This window comes from Frankia sp. AiPs1, assembly GCF_023716945.1.
Lineage (GTDB): Bacteria > Actinomycetota > Actinomycetes > Frankiales > Frankiaceae > Frankia.
Window position 1 is genome coordinate 70,121 of sequence record NZ_JAMQQF010000002.1, and the last position, 20,509, is coordinate 90,629.

The 20,509-nt window shown below is 72.0% G+C and carries 13 protein-coding genes and 2 pseudogenes; 6 read left to right on the top strand and 9 right to left on the bottom strand.

Annotated elements, in window-relative coordinates; genetic code table 11:
* Positions 1 to 512 precede the first annotated feature (512 nt).
* A pseudogene (locus tag ND748_RS34855) lies at positions 513 to 1,046 on the bottom strand (helix-turn-helix transcriptional regulator); the annotation flags it as partial.
* Between ND748_RS34855 and ND748_RS34860 the strand changes: the two are divergent.
* Positions 1,046 to 1,201, top strand: a pseudogene (locus ND748_RS34860) (VOC family protein); the annotation flags it as partial. The pseudogenes ND748_RS34855 and ND748_RS34860 overlap by 1 nt on opposite strands.
* Positions 1,202 to 1,561: 360 nt before the next feature.
* Here ND748_RS34860 and ND748_RS00840 read toward each other — a convergent pair.
* Together ND748_RS00840 and ND748_RS00845 are read right to left on the bottom strand one after the other, a co-directional pair.
* A complete protein-coding gene (locus ND748_RS00840) occupies positions 1,562 to 2,251 on the bottom strand; it encodes an SDR family NAD(P)-dependent oxidoreductase (RefSeq protein ID WP_251743366.1) in 690 nt (229 codons plus the stop codon).
* Between the two features lie 95 nt (positions 2,252 to 2,346).
* Positions 2,347 to 3,111: an oxidoreductase gene (locus ND748_RS00845; protein ID WP_251743367.1), complete on the bottom strand. Its 765-nt coding sequence runs from the start codon at positions 3,109 to 3,111 to the stop codon at positions 2,347 to 2,349.
* A 54-nt stretch (positions 3,112 to 3,165) separates the two neighbouring features.
* Between ND748_RS00845 and ND748_RS00850 the strand changes: the two genes are divergently transcribed.
* On the top strand, positions 3,166 to 3,513 hold the full coding sequence (locus ND748_RS00850; RefSeq protein WP_251743368.1) for a helix-turn-helix transcriptional regulator: 348 nt from the start codon (positions 3,166 to 3,168) through the stop codon (positions 3,511 to 3,513).
* Between the two features lie 201 nt (positions 3,514 to 3,714).
* On the opposite strand, the gene ND748_RS00855 is transcribed toward ND748_RS00850, so the two are convergent.
* The gene (locus ND748_RS00855) at positions 3,715 to 5,247 is read right to left on the bottom strand and encodes a CATRA conflict system CASPASE/TPR repeat-associated protein (protein ID WP_251743369.1); all 1,533 of its coding nucleotides are present in this window, start codon (positions 5,245 to 5,247) and stop codon (positions 3,715 to 3,717) included.
* A complete protein-coding gene (locus ND748_RS00860) occupies positions 5,244 to 5,597 on the bottom strand; it encodes a CATRA system-associated protein (protein ID WP_251743370.1) in 354 nt (117 codons plus the stop codon). Before ND748_RS00860 ends, ND748_RS00855 begins: the two co-directional genes overlap by 4 nt.
* Positions 5,598 to 5,719: 122 nt before the next feature.
* Between ND748_RS00860 and ND748_RS34405 the strand changes: the two genes are divergently transcribed.
* The gene (locus ND748_RS34405; RefSeq protein ID WP_251743371.1) at positions 5,720 to 9,910 is read left to right on the top strand and encodes a CHAT domain-containing protein; all 4,191 of its coding nucleotides are present in this window, start codon (positions 5,720 to 5,722) and stop codon (positions 9,908 to 9,910) included.
* Between the two features lie 259 nt (positions 9,911 to 10,169).
* The gene (locus tag ND748_RS00870; RefSeq protein WP_251743372.1) at positions 10,170 to 10,940 is read left to right on the top strand and encodes a hypothetical protein; all 771 of its coding nucleotides are present in this window, start codon (positions 10,170 to 10,172) and stop codon (positions 10,938 to 10,940) included.
* Positions 10,941 to 11,098: 158 nt separating this feature from the next.
* Here the strand turns inward: ND748_RS00870 and ND748_RS00875 are convergent, their stop codons facing one another.
* Positions 11,099 to 12,724, bottom strand: a complete 1,626-nt coding sequence (locus ND748_RS00875) for an MDR family MFS transporter (RefSeq protein ID WP_251743373.1) — start codon at positions 12,722 to 12,724, stop codon at positions 11,099 to 11,101.
* A gap of 251 nt (positions 12,725 to 12,975) precedes the next feature.
* Here ND748_RS00875 and ND748_RS00880 point away from each other — a divergent pair, with 251 nt between their 5' ends.
* A complete protein-coding gene (locus tag ND748_RS00880; RefSeq protein ID WP_374215815.1) occupies positions 12,976 to 13,503 on the top strand; it encodes a MarR family winged helix-turn-helix transcriptional regulator in 528 nt (175 codons plus the stop codon).
* A 174-nt stretch (positions 13,504 to 13,677) separates the two neighbouring features.
* Positions 13,678 to 14,982: a wax ester/triacylglycerol synthase domain-containing protein gene (locus ND748_RS00885; protein ID WP_251743379.1), complete on the top strand. Its 1,305-nt coding sequence runs from the start codon at positions 13,678 to 13,680 to the stop codon at positions 14,980 to 14,982.
* Here ND748_RS00885 and ND748_RS00890 read toward each other — a convergent pair.
* The 3 genes from ND748_RS00890 to ND748_RS00900 form a co-directional block, all read right to left on the bottom strand.
* Positions 14,969 to 17,215, bottom strand: a complete 2,247-nt coding sequence (locus ND748_RS00890; protein WP_251743374.1) for an ATP-dependent RecD-like DNA helicase — start codon at positions 17,213 to 17,215, stop codon at positions 14,969 to 14,971. The genes ND748_RS00885 and ND748_RS00890 overlap by 14 nt on opposite strands.
* An 86-nt stretch (positions 17,216 to 17,301) precedes the next feature.
* On the bottom strand, positions 17,302 to 18,801 hold the full coding sequence (locus ND748_RS00895; protein ID WP_251743375.1) for a hypothetical protein: 1,500 nt from the start codon (positions 18,799 to 18,801) through the stop codon (positions 17,302 to 17,304).
* 97 nt (positions 18,802 to 18,898) lie between these two features.
* Positions 18,899 to 20,509: hypothetical protein (locus ND748_RS00900; RefSeq protein ID WP_251743376.1), on the bottom strand; the 1,611-nt coding region annotated here is incomplete at its 5' end.

Below are 20,509 nucleotides of genomic sequence, written 5' to 3' on the forward strand. Positions count from 1 at the left end.
GAGCTCACATAAGCGCTATCTCGGCCATATGACCGCATGCTCCCGTTCCTCCGCGCGGGGCCGCGGGGCCCTGGGAAGATCGCGGGGAGATAGTCGCGGACCGGCAATGTGATTGCTATCGGCCGTACGCGTTCGACCTGACGGAGTTTTCTGATCTGACTGAGATACTCGACCTGTACGGGGCGTATCCCAGGCTATGCGACGATCAGATCGCGACCCTGGCCGCCCGAGGGGAACGGCGCCAGGTCCGAGCGGGCGTGGTACTGGTCCGGGAGGACGAACGGACCGAGGAGTTCTTGATCATCCTGCGTGGCAAGGTACTCGTGACCAACGGGTCGGCACCGACGAGGAACGGATGGTCCGGGTGCACGGACCCGGACGTTGCCTCGGTGAGCTGGGTTTGCTGAAGGGTCGGGTCTCCTTCTTCCAAGCGGTTGCCCTTCCAGGCGGTTGCCGGCGAGGACGGCGAGATGCCGCACCGGTTCGTGGACCTGGAACTGGACCGCGAGGCAGAGGCGGAAGGTGCGCCAGTCGTCGCGGTCGAGGTCCCAGGCCACGAGGTACCAGCGCCCGCCCCAGGTGACCAGGTGGTGGGTCTGTGCCCGGGGCGGTCGTCGCCGGCTCCCGGTGGGGATGCGGGGGTGTATCGAAGCGCAGCACCTCGCGGGCGTGGACGGCAGCGCTGAGCGTCATGAGCACCCTGTTGTCGACCTGTGGGCTCGGTCGGATCGCGGACCGCTCGACAGCGGTGATCTGGAGGGTGTCGATCCGGCGGCGCAGCCGTGCGGGCATGACCTGCCAGACGGTGTTCAGCGCGCGCACCACGGCTTCCTCGATGCCGGCACCAGTGGTGGTGGCGATCTGGAGTGCGACGGCCAGAGCGGCGGCCTGCTCGTCGTCGAACAGCAACGGGGGTAGTTCCGTGCCGGCGTCGAGCCGGTACCCCCGGCGGGCCCCTTGAACGCCACTACGGGATAGCCGAGCTCGCGCAGGCAGTCGACATCGCGGCGCACGGTGCGCGGGCTGATGTCCAGCCGCTCGGCCAGTCACCCTGGCCACGAACCTCGACGGCGCCTTCGAGCGGCTGCAGGCCAGCGGCGCCGAAGTCGGCCAGGAGCCGATCGAGCAGCCGTATGGTGTTCGCGACTACGCCGTCCGCGACCCTGCGGACAACCTGATCCGCATCAACGAGCTGCGCTGAGCTGTCCGGCGATCGCAGCCATGACCTGCACAGACAGCACCGTGAAGGAGCCCGCGCACGACGAAGGTGGCGGCCGTTTGGTTGCCACCGGCACCGACCCCGATGGCAACCGTCCTCGGAAGTGGAGGAACGGAGGTATGGTGCGGCCGCTACGCGATTCTTCGGGTTCACGTATAACCACGAAGACGCGATGGTCGCGGATGACAGCCGGCCTGCTGGTCCTGTCGTGAAGTCGCAGCTGGCAGATGCGATCAGCAGGCGCCGTTCTTGAGGGTCTGGCGCTCGGCTCGGCCGCCGCTTTCGGTCATTCGTAGAGAGGAGACTCCGGTGATCGTGCGGTCCTGCCGTCGAGGGGGCCGGTCACAGGCTGATTTCCTCGTCGAGATAGAAGCGTTCAGCGTCGCTACGGCTTTCGTGGAGCTCCCAGTACGTCTCGGCGATGGCGTCGGGTTGGGATTTCGGTCCGCCCTGCCCGATCCAGGCGGCGATGGCGACGTGCGCGGCGTAGACGCCCTGCGGGGCGAGCGCGGCGTGGAGGTTGAGAATCCAGTTACGCAGCGCACCGCTGGCCGCGGCGATGTTGGCGAACGGCGGGTGAATCACGGGGCCGGACGAGGCGCCGGTGCTGACGAAAATCGCGCCCTCGCCCCGGGCGAGCATGTCGGGCAGCACCTGGCGTACGGCGGTGATCGCGCCGTACAGGTAGTACTCGATCTGGGGCGCGACGCTCTCGACGGTCAGATTGACCGCGTCGACGGGCGCCAGCCCGGCCGTCTGCGCATCCGGCGGCGCCGGCGAGTATTCCAGGACGTCGATCGGGCCGAACCGGTCCTTCGCCGCCGAGAGCGCGCCGGCCAGTGCGGCGCGGTCGGTGACGTCGGCGGCGAAGCCCTGCGCCTGGATGCCGTCGGCCGCGAGATCGTCGACCAACCGGTCGAGTTTGTTCTGGTTACGGGATACCAGTGCGACGCGGAAACCCTCCGCGCCGAATCGTCGGGCGATGGAACGGCCCAGTCCGGGACCGGCGCCGACAATGGCAATGGTGCGCATGAGTAGTTCTCCAGTGATCTGTTGAGATTCATGGCGACCGGCGACCGGCGCCGGGCGACCGGCGGGCTGTCGGGGGAGGCCGCGCCGTCGAGTGTTCAGACGGTGGGCAGCAGTCCTCCGTCGACCACATGGTTGGTCCCGGTCAGGTAGCTGGCCGCCGGGGACACGAGGAAGGCGACGAGCGCGGCAACGTCGTCGGCGGTGCCGGGCCGCTGGAGCGGCACACTGAAGCTGGTCATGAACTGCCGGCGGGCGGTGTCGAGGTCGGTGCCGGACTCGTCGGCGAGGACCCGCAGCCGGGTGGCGAGGGCGGAGGTCTCGATCACGCCGGGCGAGACCAGGTTGACCCGCACGTTGCCACGGCCGACCTCGTTGGCGAGTCCTTTGCTGTAGGTGGCCAGCGCGGCCTTGGCGCAGGCGTACGCGAGCGCGGCCGGTTGCGGCAGCCGGGCCGCGTTGGAGCCGATGTGCACGATGGCGCCGCCACCGGCGGCGATCATGCCAGGCACGACCGCGCGGTCCAGTCGGACGGCCGACAGCAGGCTGCCGTTCAGGTCGGTGAACCAGTCGGCGTCGGTCATCGCCAGGACGCCGGCGGGAACGCGGGTCTGGCTGGCCGCGTTGTCGACAAGGATGTCGATGCCGCCGAGGTGGGCCGCCGCCTCGGCGGCAAGCTGTCGGGGGCCGTCCGCGGTGGAGAGGTCGGCCGCGACGAAGTGGCCGGGTCCGTCGTAGTCGCCGCGGGATCGCGCCGACACGACGACCCGAGCACCGGCGTCGCTGAGATGTCGGGCCACGGCCGCGCCGATCCCGCGCGTGCCGCCGGTGACAAGAGCCCTGGACTCTGGGAGGTCGCTCAAGACAGGTTCCTTTAATCGATAATCGTCGATGATAGATGAGCGTAACATCGACGCATGCGTCGCGTCGTGCATCCCCCCGCCGACCAGATCACCCTGGCTACCGTGCTGTCCGCGCTGGGGGACCCGATCCGGCTCGAGATCGTGAAGGTGCTCGGCGACGGCCAGGAGCATCTGCAACCGGACTTCGTCGTGCCGGTCGGGCAGTCAACGTTGAGTCATCACATGAAGACACTGCGCGACGCCGGCGTCGTCCTTAGTCGACCCGAGGGCACCCGCTGCTTCGTGTCGCTGCGCCCCGAACTCGAGCAGAAGTTCCCGGGGCTTCTGGACGCGGTCCTGCGGTCGACGCGCCCATCGGCGGTGGAGCGGGCACGAGCCGATGGGGGAGAGCGGAGGGCTTAGCGGGCCCTGGGCGGTGAGCCGCTGGGAGCGCTGCATGTCGATGGTGCGGCCTGAGCCCCCACACCGCGTCTGCGGCCTGTGCGCGACCACAAACCATGAGACGCCCGCCCGGTTCTCCGCGGCTCGCCCGGCCTGCCTGCGCTGGGACGGTCACCACCCAGCCGGCCCGTCCTCGCTGGACACGACAGGCGGGCAGCCGCACTAGCAGTGACGAGCGAGCTCGGTGAACAGCGTGTTGTCCGGGTACCGGCGCAGCGCGCCGGCGAGCAGCTGCCGGTACGGGGCGACGATGATGCCGTGGTCGAGCTCCCGAAACGTCTCGGTCCACCAAGCCCACGGGCTGAGGCCGATCGGGTTGATCTGACCGGAGCGGGCCAGACCGATTTCGTCGAGTAGCTGCGCGCCCGGCGTTCCGGAGCCGAACACGCGGGCCAGCTCGTTGCAGAATCTGTGGTGCTGCTCACGGGTAAGAACGAGGTCGTCCGGGCCGGGTTCGGGCGTCAGCGCCGGATCGGCGGCGGCCGCCGGTCGGCGCATAGCCAACCATCCGCGCACCTTGTCGACGTCCGTGGCCCGGCCCGTCAGCTCCGTCAGCCCGGCGACCTCGTCGTCCAACCGCTGCCGAAACCACTGCGCGAGGTTCAGATCGTCGCCGATCGGACCGTCGGGTTCCCGCTCCGCACCCAGCAGCCCGGCCCGGGCAAGGTTGCGCCGCATGTTGCCGTGGATGATCTCGATACTCTGGCGCATCCGTCGCAGTCTGGACAGCGTTGTCGCCGCGATGACCAGGTCCTTGTGAAGTCGGGCCGAGTCCCGTCCACCGTCCACCGGACCGTCGCGCAGGGCATCGCCTGGCCTGGCCGGGCCGGCCGCATCTGTGGCGCGAACTCCATGGTGGTCGCCAGCTCTGTCGTCGCCGCCGTCGCCGGGGCCGTCGCCGTCGCCGTCGCCGTCAAGTATCCAGTCGATGCGGCGGTCCACGTCCTCCCGGAACTGACGCAGCTGCCGTCCGCCGGCGAACACCCGCAGCTGGTGACGCAGCTTGGCCGCATGCAGCAGGAACCGTGCCAGCGGGGTCAGGTCGCCGTCGCCGGTCGCCGTCCAGACGAGCTGGTCGACCCGCACCTCGTGGTCCTGCGGGCCCAGTACGACGAACCGGCGTAGCGACCGGTCGTCGGACGCGGCAACCGTGATCTCCCAGAGGCAGATTCGGCTGTCCAGCTCGGTGACCTGGCGCCGCCAGGCAAGTGGGGTCGGCGGCCGAAGCGCGGCCTGGACCAGGCTGCCCCTCTCATCGTCGGGGCACCCGGGGGGTGACAGACCGAGGAACAGCCGGGCCTCGCCGACAGTGATGCCGTCGACCGAGCCAGCGCCGTGCGGCGGATGGAGGATCGAGAGCCAGGTCGCTTCCAGCTCCGGCCAGTGCAGTTCAGGCTGGTCGGCGGGTGCCTGCATGACCGAGATGCACAGCAGGTCGTGCTCGACCCGGGCGAGGGCCTGCCAGACTCCCGGCCGGTCGCCTCCCGCGGCGGCAACCAGCGCGGAGGCATCCGAGGGGAGGTGCGCCGGAAGGTCGACGGGGACGTGCAGACCGGCAATGGCCGCGGTCAGCCGAAGGTCGCGGCGGATCCATCGCCACAGGCGCGCCGTCTGCTGCCATCCTGTCCCACCGTCGGTCGCATCCGGGCGCAGCCAGAGATAGGTGAGCAGCGCCGGGGCACGCGGCCCAGTCACGGCCGGCGTTCCTCCAGGGCGTGGTCCGGGGATCGGTCGGTGACCGGCAGCAGCCGCTCCTGGAGCTCGTGGGCGCGGTCCCGGGACTGCTGTCCGATGCCCTTCGGCGGATTCGGCGGGTCGTCGTCGGCGTCCACACCGCCCTCGCCGTGACGATTCCGGACCCGGTTGGCTTCCAGGTCGAGTGCCCGCAGGGCGGATCGGAAGGCCTCGGCGTCCGCGCGGGCCAGCGCCTCGTCCAGCGCTGCGAGAACCGCCTCGATCCGACGCCAGCTCTCGTCGTCGCCGGTCAGCTCGACCAGCAGGTCCAGCGCCTGGTGAGCTTCGGTGCGGAGCCGATCGGTGATCATTTTCCCTCCAGATCGTCGACATCCGAGCCGCACCACGGACCCTGCGGACAGTCTGGACCAGATTCAACCGGCGCAATGCCTGACTGGACAGCAGATCGACACATAATCAGGTGGTGACGTCAGTGATCGGTGCGATCGACTTCGCGATCGTCTGGCGGCTGATCGAGAGGTTCGCCGAGACCGGCGATGCCGCCGAGCTCCTGGCCTTGGCGACAGATCGACGGATGGCACAGCTGCTGGCCGCGCAGCCACACCTCGGCGTCCTGTTGGACTTCCAGCCGCTGCCCCGCCCCAGGGGGCACGCCGAGGACGGCGAGGACGAGGGGGACGAGGCGGACGAGGGGGACGAGGGGCAGACGCCCGATCGGGACGCGCTCGTGACGCTCGTCCAGCAGGTCCGCACGGCAGGCTGGTACTACTGGGCCCGCAGCCACGCGCTCGGCCCCGGGCGGGGTCAGGTCGACCTGTCCGCCGCCATGGCGCTGTTGACCCCCTTGCATGCGATCGATCCCACGCTCGTCCCGAGCGACATCGCCGAGGCGATCGACGGCGCACAGCCGGCAGACGCCGACGGGCCGTGGCCGCTGCACGACAGCGCCCTGACCCTGTGGCCCGTCGCGGCCCGCAGTGGGGTCACCGAACTGTTCGACATCGTCGTCGCGATGGTCGCCCAGGCAATCGTCGGACTGCCGGTGGACGACCCCGACCGCGCGATCATGCTCACCAACCTCGCCGGCATCTTCCACGGCCGCTACCTGGTCAGCGCCGAACAGTCGGACCTGGACGACGCAGTCACCGCCGCCCGGGCGGCGGTGACAGCCACCCCCGAGGGCGCCGCCGGGCTGGCTGCCAGGCTGACCAACCTCAGCCTGGCGTTGCGCGCACGCCACGAGCACCTCGGCGGCGGCGACGACCTCGCCGCCGCTGCCGACGTCGGACGCCAGGCCGTCCAGGCCGCGCCGGCGGGCCATCCCGACCGGGTCCGGGTACTCGGCAACGTCGCGGCCACCCTGCTCGCCCGCCACGGTCACACGCAGTCCGACGCCGACCTGACCGACGCCGCCGCGCTGGCCCGCGAGTCCGTGACCACCGATGATCCCGGTCAGCCCGGTGCCGCCACCCGGCGCTCGAACGCCGCGCTGATCCTGCGCACACTGTTTCGCCGAACCGGCGACGCGGCTCTGCTCGCCGAGGCCGTCGACCTCGCCCGGCAGGCGCAGACGATCGACGAGGACGACCCGTTCGTGCAGGCCAATCTCAGCGTCCTGCTGGACGCACGGTATCGGCTCACCGGCGACATCGAGGATCTCGCGGCCGCGCTGCAGCTGGGCCGGGCGGCGCTGGCCGGCCGTGCGCCCAGCGACTCCGCGCGCCCCCGCCGCCTGATCCATCTGAGCGTCATGCTGACCGAGCTCGCCCGGCTGCCACCCGGCTCCCTCCCCCCGACCCGCACCGACCAGCATCCCCTGGACGAAGCCGTGACGGTGGCCGCGGCAGCCGTCGAGCAGACCCCGGCGGAGCATCCCGACCTTCCCGCCCATCTGACCAGCCTTGCCGCCGCCGCGCAGGCCCGTTTCGATCGGAGGAACGACCCGGCCGATCTCGATCTCGCCCTCGCCGCGGGCACCCGAGCCCTGAAGCTGTTCGGCCTGCAGCATGCCGAACGCGCGACCTGCCTGACGAATCTGGGCATCGCCCTACGGACGCGATGCGCGCTCAGCGGCGACGAGGCCGACCTCGACCAGGCCATCGAGATGGCCCGTAAGGCGGTCGCGGCCACCCCGCCGGACCATGTCGACCTCGCCGCCCGACGCGCCAACCTGGCCGTCGCCCTCGTCGAACGGTTCGAACACACCGGGGCGAGCGCGGCGGCGACCGAGGCGATCGAGGTACTTCGGCTCGCCGCAGGCACGCTCGCGGCCGACGACCAGGCGACCGTACTGGTCCGGCTCAACCTCGCCGCCGCGCTGCAGTCGTTGATCAGCCGGTCCAGCTGGGTCTACCAGGACGCTCCGCAGGAGCTGGCCGACGAGGCGGTGGAGCTCGCCCGCAGCGTCGTCGACCTCGCCGGGGTGGACCATCCCGACCGGGCCGCCGCGCTGACAACGCTGGGTGGAGCCCTGCTCAGCCGCTATGAACTGATCAGCAGCCTGCCGCCGGCCGTGGCCGCGTTCTTCGAGCAGGGCCCCGATTCCCTGGACCCCTGGGCGGATCTCGATGAGGCGATCGAGATCGCCCGCGCCGGCCTGGCCGCCACCTCACCGCAGGAGCGCCTGCACCCGGCGGTGCTGGTCAACATCTGCGCCATGCTGGTCGAACGACATACGCGGCGCCCGCGGGGGACTCCGCCGGGCCGGCGCAGTCCCGACTACCGCCCGGTCGACGCCGACCTGGACGAGGCGGTCCGGATGGCCGACGACGCGCTGGCACTGCTCCAGGCCGAGCAGCCCGAGCAGCCCGAGCAGGCCAGAACGCTGCTCCATCTCGGCCGCGCGCTGCAGGCCCGGCACGCCGTCGCCGGGGAACGCGCCGACCTCGAACGTGCGGACGTCGCCCTGGACCGCGCCGCGGCCATGACGATCGCCCCGACCGTCACCCGGGTGCGCGCCGCCGCCTCCCGCGGCGAGGCCGCCGCGACCCTGGCCGACCTCGCACCCGACGACGAACACCGCGAACCGCACCTGCACGCGGCCGCCGACAGTTACGCGCTCGCGATCGACCTGCTGGCCCGCCTCGCACCACGCGATCTCGACCGAAACGACCAGGAGGTACGGCTGGCGGAGATCTCCGGGCTCGCCCGCGACGCAGCGGCGGCGCTCATCCGAGCCGGTCGACCGCAGGAGGCCCTGCTCCGCCTCGACCAGGGGCGGGGGGTGCTCCTCGGTCAGGCCTACGACATCCGGGCCGACCTGACCGACATCGCCCTGGCGGCGCCGGAACTCGCCAGCAGGTTCGATGCCGTCAGGCTGCTGTTGGACGCCACGGCGAACAACCCGCTGCAGCAGGATCACGACCAGACCACGATTGTTCACGCGCAGACCCGGCACCGGCGGGAACTCGTCGCGGAACTGGCAGAGCTGACCGACCGAATCCGGGCCCGGCCCGGCTGCGCGAACTTCCTCCGGCCACCCCCGGTCGAGCAGCTGCGCGAGGCCGCGGCCGAGGGACCCGTCGTCGTCGTCAACGTCAGCAGGTACCGGTGTGATGCCCTGATCGTGACGGTCGACGGCGTGGACCATCTGGCCTTGCCCGCCGTGACCGAAAACGACGTCCGGGCACAGGTGATCGGCCTGCTGCGGGCGGTCGACGTCGGCACGGATCCGACCGTGCCTCCCACGGACCGCACTGACGCCGACACGACCGCACGCCGCGTACTGGCCTGGCTCTGGCACCGAGTGGCCGAACCCGTCCTCAACCGGCTGGAGTCGCTGGGGACGCTGCCGCCACCCGGTGACAGCGAGGGCCCACCACCGCGCCTGTGGTGGTGCCCCACCGGACTACTCAGCTACCTACCGCTGCACGCCGCCGGGCGGCACGATCCCGACGCACCCGAGGGGCAGACGGTCATCGACCGCGTCGTCAGCTCCTACACGCCGACGGTCCGTTCCCTGCTCTGGAGCCGCACGCGACCGGGCTGGGCGGCACCCCCAGCATCCGGACCCAGCGAGGGACAGAGCGAGGGACACGGCGAGGCCACGGCCGAGCCCGGGACGCCGCGCGTCCTCGCCGTCGCGATGCCCGCCACACCCGGCCAGCGCAACCTGCCCGGCGCCGACCGTGAGATCGCGATGCTTCGCGAGACGTTTCCCAGCCAGGTATCGGTCCTGCGCGACGCGGACGCCACCCGGGCCGCGGTCCTCGCCGCCGCGCCCGAGAGCACCTGGGCGCACTTCGCCTGCCACGCGACCAGCGATCCGGTCCGCCCCTCCGACAGCCTCCTGCTCGTTCACGACCACGAGACTGCCCCACTGACCGTGTCCGACCTGCACGCCCTCCGCCTCGACGCGGCCTGCCTGGGATTCCTCTCCGCCTGCACCACGGCCCGATCATCACCCGCGCTCGTCGACGAGGCCATCCACCTTCTGTCCGGCCTCCAGCTCGCCGGCTACCGTCACGTCGTCGGCTCGTTGTGGCCGGTCTCGGACCGGATCACCCTCACCGTGGCAACCCGCTTCTACCAGGAGCTCGCCCGAGCCGCGGATGCCCAGGCGGCCAGCAGCGCCACCGCACTGCACGCCGCTGTCCAACAGCTGCGCGAGGTGTGGGCGGACGTCCCCACCGTCTGGGCCTCCTTCATCCACAGCGGCCAGTGAACACGGCCATGCGCAGCGGTCACGGCTGCTCGGGTAACGGTCCTGGTCCTGCGGGCGATGGGCCCGTCGGCGTGGTGGCCGGTGGCGTGGCGGCGGTGCGGGGTCGCCCGGAGGCGCCCGTAGTTCCAGCCCCTGGAGGAGAGAGCCTGGCATGCGGTCGTCGGGTGTCGGACAGGGCGGGAGGCGGCGGGCGGCGGGCGGTTACGTTCCGCGGGTCGGTTCATGTGTCGACTCGACGGGACCTGGCCGGGAGGCGGACGTGTGGGTAGGCAGGGCGGGTCGGCGAGCGGCCGGCGCACGGTGGTGGGCGGCCATCTTCGTGGCGGCGTCGGTGACGGCGCTCGCCGGCTGTGCCAGCGAGGGGCGCACCGGCGGGCAGGCGGCTGTGACGACGGTTTCGACCGCCGGGACAGGCACCGGGGCGGGCAGCTCGGGGGCGGGCGGCGCGCGTGGCGGCGCGGTGACTCGGCTGGTCAACCTGGCGCCCGTCGACCGCCGTGGACAACCGGCGAAGGGCTGGACCGTCGACGGGCGCGACGATCATCCGGACGCGCCGATCGACTGCGGCGACACCAGCCAGGTGAGCCCGGCGCCGGCCGCCGTCAGCGGCAACATCTACTTCTGTTCGCCCAGCGCCGCCGGCGCCGACACCTGCTGGCCGACTCCCCAGGCGCACCGGATGCTCTGCCTGCGCGACCCGTACTCGGCCACGCTCGCCGCGCTCACGGCCCAGTCGCTCGTCGCCACGGTCTCCCCGCCCAGGAACCCCGTCCCGCTCGGCCTGGTCCTGGCCAACGGGGACCGCTGCCGGCTGCGCGACGGTGGCGCCTGGGGATCCCCGGTGGACCATCCGGACTATGCCGGCTACTACTCCTGTGGCCCGCGCGACATCGTCTGGGCGCCGCAGAATGCGCCCACCGGCGGCATCGACAGGACCGGCGGACGCTGGACCGTCCTGGTCGGAGACGTCACCGGCCCCCTCACCACCGTCTCCGTCACGACGGCCGACTTCGTCACCACCGCCCCCTGAACGCCTCTTGAACCGCTCCCTGAACCGCCCTGGGACGGCCCCTGGTTGGGATTTGACGTGGGTGGACGCAAACACGGCTGCCAGCGAGCTGTTGGAGTCACTGGCAACACAGGGTGACGCGGATTTCGCGGAAAGAATGCCCACGCGGCGGTTGTGGGCTACTCCACGGTGACCGGTTCGGGCAACCGGGCCTGCGGCTGGGCGGGGGCGGGGCCGTCCGCCGCGGGGGTGGCGCGGCGCCCGGGGAGGAAGAGGCTGGCGAGGAAGCCGACGCCGGTCAGCGCGACGATCCACCAGAACGTCAGGCCGAACGCACCGGAGACCTGGCCGGCGACGGGGTCGGGAAGCTTCACCCCGGCCGACCGGACAAGGGCGCCTTCGCCGCCACCGGCGCCTGGCAGCCGGCTGGCGATGGCGTGCTGCAGCTCGACGGCCACGAGCGCGGTGGCCAGCGACCCGCCGACCCGCTGCAGGATGTTCAGGGTCGTGGTCGCGCGCGGCACCGCGGCCGGCGCAAGCGTCGCGTAGGCGGCGGTCATCGCGGGCATCATCGCCGCTCCAAAGCCCAGGCCGCGGACGAACAGCGACAGGGCCAGCAGCGCCTCGTTGGTGTGCGCGTCGATCTGGGTGAACGGGAGCGTGCCGAGCAGGGCGAGGGCCATGCCCAGCGGGACGACCGACCGGGGGCCGCGGCGGTCGACGACCCGTCCTGCGATCGTCATCGCGATCATGGCGCCGAGTCCCTGCGGTGCCATGAGCAGTCCGGCGTCACTCGCGCTCTGCCCGCGCGCGATCTGGTAGTACAGCGGCAGCAGGAACATGGCGCCGAACAGCATCGCGCCGATCGCGAAGGTCGTGAGGCCAGCCACGCTGAACGTCCGGTCGCGGAAGAGCCGCAGGTCGAGCAGCGCGCCGTCGCGGCGCAGGGCGTGCGCGACGAAGCCGACCAGCAGCACCACCCCGACGACGATGCTGACCTGCACCTTCGCGGCCCCGAAACCGCCGCCGTTGCCCGCCTCGGACAGGCCGTAGACGAGCGCCGCCAGCCCTGGTGAGATCAGTGCCAGGCCGGGCAGGTCGAGGCGGTGGTGCGCCGAGCCGCGGTCCTCGCGGGGCAGCACCCGCCAGGACAGGAACAGGGCGAGCACGCCGATCGGCACGTTCACGTAGAAGATCCAGCGCCAGCTCAGATGGTCGACGATCAGGCCGCCGACGACCGGGCCGAGGACCGGCGCGATGAGCGTCGGGACGCCGATGATGCTCATGATCCGGCCCATCCGCTGCGGGCCCGCGGCCCGGGCGAGCATGGTCATGCAGATCGGCATGATCATGCCGCCGCCGAGACCCTGCAGGATCCGGAAGGCGATCAACGTCTCCGCTGACCAGGCGACACCGCACAGGGCGCTGCCGGCGACGAACAGCGTCAACGAGATGTTCCACATCCTCGTCGCACCGAACCGTTCGACCGACCAGCCGGCCAGCGGGATCACGACGGCCAGCGCGAGCAGATAGCCGGTGGTCACCCAGGAGATCGTCGACAGCGACGTGTGGAACTCGCTGCCCAGCGCATGGATGGCGACCGAGACGATCGTCGTGTCGAGGATCACCATGATGGCGCCGAGCATCACCGTGGCGGCCAGCCGGATCAGCGCCGGGTCGAGCTTGTCGTCCGGTGCCGGTGCCGGTGCCGGTGCCGGTGCCCGTGCCGCTGTGGGCGTGGGCGCGGGCGCGGGCCCGGGCGTGGGGATCGCGGGCGGTGGGGCGGCGTCGGGTCGATCGGGCACGTTGATCTCCGTGGCGAAGGCGGCGGACGCCGGGGCGGTTGGTCGCGTGCGGCCTGTCCGCTCGACGTCGCAGCCGATCGGGTGGGAACCGGAACGTCGCCTCTCGGGCGACCGGGCGGGACCGGCTTGTCGACGCCCAGCTTCCCGGTTTCATTGAGTTGAGTCAAATATATGGTGATGACCACGATAAGTTGGCGGCGGCTGGACGCTACGATCGACGGATGATCGAGGACGCTCGGGAGGGCGCCGGAGTGGCGGCCGCCCGGGACGCCGCCGCGCGCGAGGCTACGGACGGCGACGTTCCGGACGGCGAGGCGACGGCGCGCGAAGCGTGGCGCGCGATATTGGCACTGATGTTCAGCGGCGAGGCGCCCGGCCGGATCCACGCGGTGTGCCAGGCGTTCGATCTCACGCCGGCCGCGATGAAGATCCTGCTGGTGCTGTCGGGTGGCCCGCGCCCGATGCGAGAACTCCTCGAAACGTTCCGCCACGACCCGAGTTATCTGACCAGTATCGTCGACCTGCTCGAGCGCCGCGGCGTCGCGCGGCGCGAGCCGCACCCGACCGACCGGCGGGCCAAGAGGGTCGCGATGACCGAGGAGGGCCGACGCGTCCTCGCCCAGGTCCAGGAGATGCTCTCCGTTCCTCCAGCGTCGGTACAGACGCTCTCGCCGGACGAGCAGAAGCAGTTGCTGCGCCTGCTCATGCGCGTCGTCGACGCGGAACCGACCATTCCCGCGGCGATGCGCCCGCGTCCCGTCATCCCCCCTTCCGACTGAGCGATCCGGCCCCTTCCGGCTGAGCGGTACGGCCCCCTCCGGCTGAGCGGTACGCCGGGCGCCGGCCGGAAGGTGCGGACGCCGCCGGGGTGCGAGAACTCGGACTTATGCGATGATTCCGCGGCATACCCGACCGCGGAAGGGGATGGCGCTGTGCAGGACCGGTCCTTGACGATGGGCGATCACGCCTATCTGGCCTTCACCCGCCGTTTCCCCGGCGAGTTCCTCGACATCGGCGTGCTGTTGTACGTCGGCGGACCACCGTTGGACCTCGCCGGTCTGCGGGCGCATGTCGCGGACCGGCTTCGCGCGGCGCCAGATCTCACCGAACGACTCCACTGTGTCGCATCGCCTCCCCGGGACCACCGCGGCCGCGGGTCGGCTGCCGAGCAGCCCCAGCCCCGGTGGGCCGCACGCGGCGACGTCGACGTGGACGACCACGTGGTCGTCACCGCCGTCCCGGCGGGGTCGGGCGACGACGGCCTGCGCCGCGTCATCGACCGGCTCGCCGCCCAGCCCGTCGACCTCGGTCGACCGCCGTGGCGGCTCCACCTCCTGCGCGGGCACTCTCTCCCCGGCACCCTGGTGCTGTACCGGGCCAGTCACGTGCACCAGGACGGCGGCGCCCTCTTCCGGGCGTTGCACCTGCTGTTCGGCGAGGGTGACGACACGGGCGTGGCCCTGCCGCAGGCGTTTGCCGCCCCCCGGCCGGCGGACTACCTGCGCCTCGCCGGCCGCAACGTGCAGGGGCTGGCGCCCACCCGGGCCCTGGCGGCCTGGGGCGGTCCGGCCCGCGGACCGGCCCGCCACACCTGGGCGACGACGGAACTCGACGCGCTGCGGCGGATCGCGCGACGGCACGCGGTCACGGTCAACGACGTCTACCTCGCGGCCCTCGCCGGCGCGCTGCGGCAGTGGTCGCTGCCGGAATGGAGCCGGTCTCATCGACCCATCCACGCGCTGATGCCCATCAGCATCCGGACCAGCGCCGAACAGGAGCTGATGTCCAACTTCACCACCGGGGTCCGCATCGCCCTGCCCTGCGGCGAACCCGATCCCGGCCGGCGGCTCGTCCGCGTCGCGGGGCTCACACGGCGCTTGAAGCGGGGGGGTGGACTCGGCGTCGTCGAGCGCCGTCATGTCGCCCACGCCGAGCTGTCCCCGCACGCCTCGCAGCGTTTCCTCGCCCACGTCGCGAGCTCGGGTTCCCGCACCCGCGAGGTCGCGCTCGTCGCCTCCAATCCGGGGAGCCTGCGCTGCCGACTGGCCGTCGCGGGGCGGCCCGTGACCGGACTGGTCGGGCTGCCTCCGCTCTTCGTCGGCCGCCAGCACCTCACCGTGGGCCTGTTCGGCTACGGCGAGCAGGCCCATGTCACGTTCACGGCCAGCGCGAGCGTCCCCCGCCACGAGTCGCTGGCCGACCTGTGGCTGACCGAACTGGCAGAGCTCGCCGAACTGGCGGCGCTCAGGAGGGGGTGATGCGGTGGGTGAGGGCGGTGTGGCGGCGGCCGGCTCCCGGGGTTCGGACCGCGGCCGCCAGCGCCCTGCGGGAGCCGACCAGGACGACGAGCTTCCTGGCCCGGGTGACGCCGGTGTAGAGAAGGTTGCGTTGCAGCATCATCCAGGCGGAGGTGGTGAGGGGAAGCACGACGGCGGGGTATTCGCTGCCCTGGGAGCGGTGGATGCTGACGGCGTAGGCATGGGCGAGCTCGTCGAGTTCGGCGAAGTCGTAGACGAGGCTCTCGTCCTCGTCGGAGAGCATGGTCAGCGTCTGGTCCTCGGTGTTGATGGCGGTGACGACGCCGACGGTGCCGTTGAACACCCCGGCCTTCCCCTTGTCGTAGTTGTTGCGCAGCTGGGTGACCTTGTCGCCGACTCGGAACACCCGCCCGCCGTAGCGGCGCTCGGGAGCGCCTTCCCGGGCGGGGGTGAGGGCCTCCTGCAGGAGCAGGTTCAGGTTTCCGGCCCCGGCGGGTCCTCGGTGCATCGGCGCCAGCACCTGAACATCACGGCGGGGATCGAGCCCGAAACGTTTCGGGATGCGGCGGGCGACGATGTCCACCACCATCTTGGCGGTCTCCTCCGCCGGATGAAGGCCGGAGTCGTCGGCCGGCTCGCAGGTGAACCAGAAGAAATCGGCGAAGCCGGTCAGCTGCGGGGGTGTTCCGGCGTTGATGCGGTGGGCGTTGACCACGATGCCGGACTGCTGGGCCTGCCGGAAGATCCTGGTCAGCCGGACCCGGGGAATCGCGTCGGCGGCGAGCAGGTCACGCAGAACCTCCCCGGCGCCGACGGAGGGAAGCTGGTCGACGTCACCGACCAGCAGCAGATGCGCTCCCGGCGCGACGGCCTTCACCAGCTTGTTGGCCAGGATGACGTCCATCATCGAGGATTCGTCGACGACCACCAGATCGGCGTCCAGCGGATTGTCCCGGTCATACCTGGGGTCGCCGCCGGGTTGCAGCTCCAACAGCCGGTGGACGGTGGAGGCCTCGTGGCCGGTGAGTTCCGCCAGCCGTTTGGCGGCTCGCCCGGTCGGCGCGACCAGCACCACCCGGGCCTTGCGGGCCCGGGCGAGCTCCACCACCGACCGGACGGTGAAGCTCTTGCCGCAGCCGGGCCCGCCGGTGAGCACGGCCACCTTGCGGGTGAGCGCGAGTGTGACCGCCGCTGCCTGTTCGTCGGCCAGGTCCTGACCGGTGCGGCCCCGTAGCCAGCTGCGCGCCTTGTCCCAGTCCACCTCCGCGAACGCCGCCAACCGCTCCTCGGCGCAGGTGAGCAGCGACAGCAGCCCGCCGGCCAGGGACGTCTCCGCGCGGTGGAACGGCACCAGGTAGACCGCCGGGACGGTGGCGTCCCCGGCCGGGACGCCCTCGCGGATCACGCCCTCGTCGGCGGCGAGCTGATCCAGGCAGGGGCCGATCAGCTCCCGCTCGACCTCGAGGATCTTCGTCGCGTCGGTGATCAGGTTCGGGGCGGGCAGGAAACAGTGCCCGTCGTCGGCGGCCTGCGACAGGGTGTACTGCAACCCGGCCTTGATCCGTTCGGGGCTGTCGTGGGGAATGCCGACTGCCTGGGCGATGGTGTCGGCGGTCCTGAACCCGATTCCCCACACGTCGGTGGCGAGCCGGTAGGGCTGCGTGCGGACCACGCCGATGGACTGGTCGCCGTACTTCTTGTAGATCTTCACCGCCAGCGAGGTGGACACCCCCACCCCCTGCAGGAACAGCATCACTTCCTTGATCGCCTTCTGTTCCTCCCAGGCTTCGGCGATCTTCCTGGTGCGTTTGGGCCCCAGCCCGTGCACCTCGATCAGCCGCGCCGGCTCCTCCTCGATGATCCGCAGAATGTCGGTGTCGAAGTGGGCGACCATCCGCTCGGCCATCGCCGGCCCGATCCCCTTGATCAGCCCCGAGCCGAGGTACCGGCGGATGCCCTGGATCGTCGCGGGCAACACCGTGGTGTACGAGTCCACCTGGAACTGCCTGCCGTACCGGGGATGGCTACCCCACTGCCCGGTCAGCCGCAGACTCTCCCCGATCTGCGCGCCCAGCAGCGGGCCGACCACCGTCAGCAGGTCCGGGCCGGACCGCTCGGTGGCCAGGCGGGCGATGGTGTAGCCGGTCTCCTCGCTGACGAAGGTGATCCGCTCCAACACCCCCTCCACCACCGCCTGGCGCGCGGCCTGCGCAGAAGAACGGGCAACCGTCATAGCCAGCCATTATCCGAAGCGCCCCGGCCGACGCCCGGAGGCGGGGACCACCACGGCGGCCAGGGTGATCGACGAGCCCGGCCGGCTCAGAGCTGTCCGACGGTCCGCACGCAGCGGCCGAACTCCTCGTGGTCGCCGTGGTCGTCCTGCCAGGTGTAGTAGGCGCGCAGCTCGCGCAGCGCCCGCCCGGCCGGGGGATCGTCGATCGCGATGTCCTCCTGGCGACGGGTGATGGCGGCATAGCGTTCCGAGCCCGGGATGATGTGCTCGATCGTGGGCCGCCGCTCGCGTGGCACCTCGGCGACGGTGCCGGCGAGCACGTCGCACATCCGGCCGACCGCGGTCGCCCACCAACTGCCGGACTGCGCGGGCAGCGGCCACGGGTACACCGAGGCCACCGCCTCGTGGACCCGCCACATCTCGTGGGCCTCCTGCTCCGAGCCCTCCGGTGCGGCCGCCAGCGCCGCGAGGCGTTCCAGCGTGACCGTCCGGTACTTCTCCCGCAGCGCCGGCGCCGCCAGCGACCGGTGCGAGCTCGCCGACACGATCCGCCACAGGCCGCACTGCAGGGCCCGATCGACCTCGGCGAGGCCGACGAGCTGCAGGATGTCGCTCACGACGACGGCCGCCGGGCCGAAGCGGGGCGCCTTGGGACCCAGCGCCTTCGCCACGTCGGGCCGGACGTGGCCGAGCGGCACCCCACCCTGGCCAGTCCACGGAAGGTCGGGCAGCAGGACCGCCTGCCCGTTCGGCGCCGCCGGCAGTTCGACGCCGAGCTCCCGGTGGATCTGCCGCCGCGCCGCATCGGGATCCGGCAGGCGCAGCACGGCGAGATGGATCCACTGCCACAGCCGGACGGCGTCGAGATCCGCCGGCACGGCCAGCCGAAAGGGCCGGGCCGGCGCCGAGGCGGCGAAGGACCGCGCGGTGGCCAGCAGCGACCGGTGCAGATCGGCGTCCTGTCCGCCCCGCAGGTCGGCGTCCCGTCCGCCCTGCGACTCGGTGCGGCTCGTCGCCACCGGATCGGTGGTGACGATGCCGCCCGCGGCCGCGGTGCGCTCGGACCCGCGGTTCGGTGTACTTTCCGGAGCCGCCGGAAGATCATCGCGGCCGGCGGGGAGGAGATCGTCCCGGCTCGGTGGTGCGGGATCAGGCCGGGTGGGTGGGGCGCCGGGCGGTGCCAGCGAGCTCAGCCGAGCGAGCGCGCGGGCCCAGGCCCGCAGGAGCGCGACGTTCTCGGCAGTGTCCCGCTCGCAGTCCCGGGACGCCCGGTCGTGCAGTCCGCAGCTCGACCTCGCCAGCTCGGCCCGGACCGCATCCGCCGCGGCGGACTCGGTGCGGCCCAGGCCGGCGGCCACCTCGCGCACGACGGCGACGATGGCGTCGACCTCCGCCGCCGGGCCGGCGTTGGCGCTGGGTCCGGCCGCGCTGGGTCCGGCCGGGCCGAGTTGGGCCGTGCTGCGTTCGGTCGTGCTGCGTTCGGTCGTGCCGGGTCTGGTCGTGTCGAGTTTGGTCGTGCCGGGTCTGGTCGTGTCGGGGGGCGGGCTGGGCGCCGTCGCCTCGCCCGGTGTCGAACAGGTGGTCATGGCGTGCTCTCCGGTGCTCGGGCTCAGCGGATTGTCAGGTCGGCCGGGTTCGGGGGTCGCTTCAGTGCTCGCTTCAGTGCTCGCCTCGCTGCTCGCTTCAGTGGTCGCCGGTGAACGGGTCCCAGTCGGGGTTCAGGTCGGGCAGCACGGGGAGCATCGGCCGGCTCAGTACGGTGCCGGGGTGCGCGAGTACGTCGGCGAAGTTCCGTGCCTCCCAGTACGGCGGGCGACCGAGGTGGACGCGTAGTCGGCCGGTGCTGTCCAGGGAGGCGAGCCAGGTCGCGCCGTGTTCGGGCGTGCCGGCGGGCCGCGCCACCGGCGGGCCGAGCGGCACGTCCTGGCCGTCCTCGGTGCGCAGGAAGAAGGTCCAGCTCCCGGCGCCGCCCAGGCGCTGCGGCAGGGGCACCCGCGAGAGCAACCCGCCGACGGTGGCCGGCTGGTCGGCGCGCGCGTCGATGCGGGCGAACGTCTCCGGGAACGGCTGCGCGCCGACGCGGGCAGGCCGGCCGGTGGGATCGTCCGGCGCGCCGCCGGCCGGGCTACCGGCCGGGAAGATGAGTACGCCCTGGTCGAGCCGGTCGGGGTCGGGCGTCGCGTAGAGGGGCGCGACCAGGCCGAGCTGACGGTCGAAGGCGTCCCCGACGGCCAGGCCGTCGCTCTCGATGAGCCAGTGCGGGCTGCCCAGGCACAGGTTGATGGTGGGGGAGAGGCCCTGGTCGACCTCGATCTGCAGGTAGACCCGGGGGCCGGAGTGGCTGGCGCCGCCCGCCCAGCGCGGGTCGACGGTGGCGTCGTAGCCCTCCTGCTGAGCCTGCTCCACGTAGTGGAACTGCGCCCACTGGATGTCCTCCGACGGGTCGAGCGGGCGGTACAGGTTGACCAGCCCGCGCAGGGGCATCCAGGCGCTGCGGGCGGTCCCGGGAGTGCCGGCCGCCCCGATGACGAACGGGTCGCCGGCGCGCAGCGCCTTGTCCACGATCTGGCCCCACGACCGGACGTCGAAGTCACACGGCAGGCTCATGCGAAGCCTGCCGGCCCTGATCTCCGCCCGGGCACCCCCCGCGATGTTCCGGCGCTGGGCGTCGTAGCCCTCGCCCAGCTCGGCGATGCTGGCTCCGAAGGCCGCGCCCATCGACGCCACCTCCTTGGCGAAGGTGTTCTCGACGACGAGCGCGCCGGGGTTCCAGGTCAGCGGCACGCCGTCCTTCAGCCGCAGGTCGGCGAGCCGGGTGCCGACGGCGGAGCGGACCAGCGGCATGGCCGTCGTCCCGCCGGACAGGGCCACCTGGTCCAGGTGCGGGTCGTCCTCGTTGCGGAACGCGGCGGCCACCAGCTCCGCGGCGATCTGGGCGGCCCGGTCGATGACCGGGATGGCCAGCCGTCGGAAGTCGGTCGGGTCCAGGAGCACCTGGACGTCCTCGGTGCCGCGATACTGCTGGTACTCGGCCCGGAGGTCCACGTACTCGTGGGCGTTGCGCAGCTCGTACGGGGCACCGGTGCCGTCCCGGCCGCCCGAGCCGAGCTTCTTCTTCGCCTCCTCCGCCCGGTTCCACAGGCGGGTGAAGTAGGCGGAGCGGTCCGCGCCGCGGGTGGGGACGATCTCGTCGAGTATCTTGCGCACGTCCGCCGGCACCGGTGCTCGGACGTCGCCGGCGAGCACCTGCTCGGCCAGCCGCGGTTCGTCCGCGCCGCCGCCATCCGCGCCGCC